The following is a 1964-nucleotide window of genomic DNA, read 5'->3' as shown; positions in this document are numbered from 1 at the left end:
TATGCAGTGTCTCTTCAATGATTGCCATACGAAATCTCAGCCGATTTTTGCTCTTAATAAATCCGGCCAGCCAGCGATAGGAAAAATATAATCTGCGACTAAGGTATCTTTTTAGCTAGGCTGATATCTGTTGATTTTGAAACATTCTTGCCAAAACATGGAGATTGTGAACCACTGCCATCCGACGCATATCGAACAGATTTTTGCGCAGTCCCAAGTACCGGGCTTGTGTTCCTTGCCACTGACCGATGTGAGCTAAACTGTGTTCGACACTCACTCGCTCTCTTAATTTTTGACGGCCGATTACTGTGGTTTGGCGCTCGCGCAACTCCTGCAATAATGGCTCGTCTGGATGAATGGAAACACTCCGACATTTAGAACTAGCTGTACATTGAGTTCGCCGCGGACAAATCTGACATTGCTTTTGGGGAAATCGCACTGTTTTTCCTGCGGTAAATGGTATGCTGATGCCATTGGGACAGCGGATTACACTCTCGTTCCAATCGAGATTGAAAGCTGTTTTATCAAAATATTTGCCGTTGCGGACTCGCCAAGATTTACAAATTATTGTCAAGCTTGCTGAGCGTTCTTTGACCCAATGGCTTGTTAAATAAGCTCGATCGATATGCAACTCTCCTAGCTCAACTTTTTGGGACGCTAAATCAATTGCTAGTCCTTCTGTAACACTAGCTTCTGCTACATTTGCAGGTGTTACTCCTACGGCTCTTACCATTCCTGTATCTAGGTCTTTGAGGATGTGGCGTTTGTATCCATCAAACTTTTTTGAACGACTTTTTCGTCCGTGTTTCATATCAGGGTCTTCTATGGCAATCCGGCGGTTGGGAGCCACGCCCTGACGAAGCTTTGGGCTGCCATCGTCCCTCCTTTCTATGTCTTGTTTTTCTATTTCTTTGGCCGATGCCAAGCTGCTTTTTACTGATTCTGCTGTCTTTTGTGTTAGGTCAGATTGCGATTCGATCCAGCTTTCTACTTGGTGGAGTGCTTGTAAAATTGTGGTTAATGCGTGCTCTCTAGCACTCGGGTCATCCCAATCTAAATCTAAGGCTTTTTTGAGGCTGCTCGCTGCCACAATTTCTGCTCCGGCTTGCGTTGCGAGCGTCCCGACATCCTGTTGTGTACTTTTGGCAATTATTTCTAAGGATTTTTTGAGTGCATGACCTAACAGATTATAGGTGTCTTCGACTCGGGCTGCTCCCCATAAAGGACTTGAATCTAAGGCTGCTCTCAAGGAACCCTCGCTGTATCCTTGGGTTTTTTTAGCAATTTCAATTGTTTTTTCTACCAGCCGCCGATCGCCCCCTTTTGCGATTAAGACTGCCCGAAATCTAACTAAAGTACCTTTGCCGAAGGGAGCTTGTTCTGCATCCAAACAATCCAACACCAATTGCCATCTTCTGTCCATTTGCATTGCTTCAATTGCTTCGTCATCTGAAACTCCTGTGTAAGCTTGTAGAATAATTGCTAAAGCTATTTGTGCTGGTACGATCGGGCATTTTCCTACTGAGCAAGTCTTTAAACAGAGTTGCTAGTTCTACTTGAAACTCTTCATCAAATAATTGGTGGCTAATGTTTCTCAAAAATAAGAACAACTTTGCCTTCCGAATGCGCGAGGCTACGTTTTGTTCGCTTGCGGACAATTCGATGTGGGGATTCCAGATTGGTGGACGCATTGTTTGGTTTTTGGGTAGTTTACGCCTGGGTTGTTTGCTCGAACCTGCGGGTGTGCGCCTTGGGGATTAATATTTTTCGATCGACTTGTATGCAGGACACCACGCATCCAGGCGTGTGGATTGCTCGCTCGACCATTCTTCGTCTCTAGCCAGTGCTAGCAACCCCCAAGAGCTTACTTTTACTTCGATCGCACGCGCTTTCCCAGCTAGTTTTTTATAGACCATCATATTTTTGGCTTTTTGTCAACCTCTTTTACTGGACTGGCGCTCTAG

1 protein-coding gene and 1 pseudogene are annotated in these 1964 nt (G+C 45.1%); both read right to left on the bottom strand.

Annotation, left to right across the window (positions count from 1 at the left end):
* Nucleotides 1-115: 115 nt before the first annotated feature.
* Nucleotides 116-1691 (bottom strand): annotated as a pseudogene (locus QUA99_RS32680) (IS1182 family transposase).
* 66 nt (nt 1692-1757) lie between these two features.
* The gene (locus tag QUA99_RS32675; RefSeq protein ID WP_333442226.1) at nt 1758-1919 is read right to left on the bottom strand and encodes a hypothetical protein; all 162 of its coding nucleotides are present in this window, start codon (nt 1917-1919) and stop codon (nt 1758-1760) included.
* Between the last annotated feature and the right edge of the window lie 45 nt (nt 1920-1964).

This window comes from Microcoleus sp. F10-B2, assembly GCF_036704965.1.
Taxonomy (GTDB): domain Bacteria; phylum Cyanobacteriota; class Cyanobacteriia; order Cyanobacteriales; family Microcoleaceae; genus Microcoleus.
Note: the sequence above shows the minus strand (reverse complement) of the source record. Positions and strands in the feature narration are given on the sequence as shown.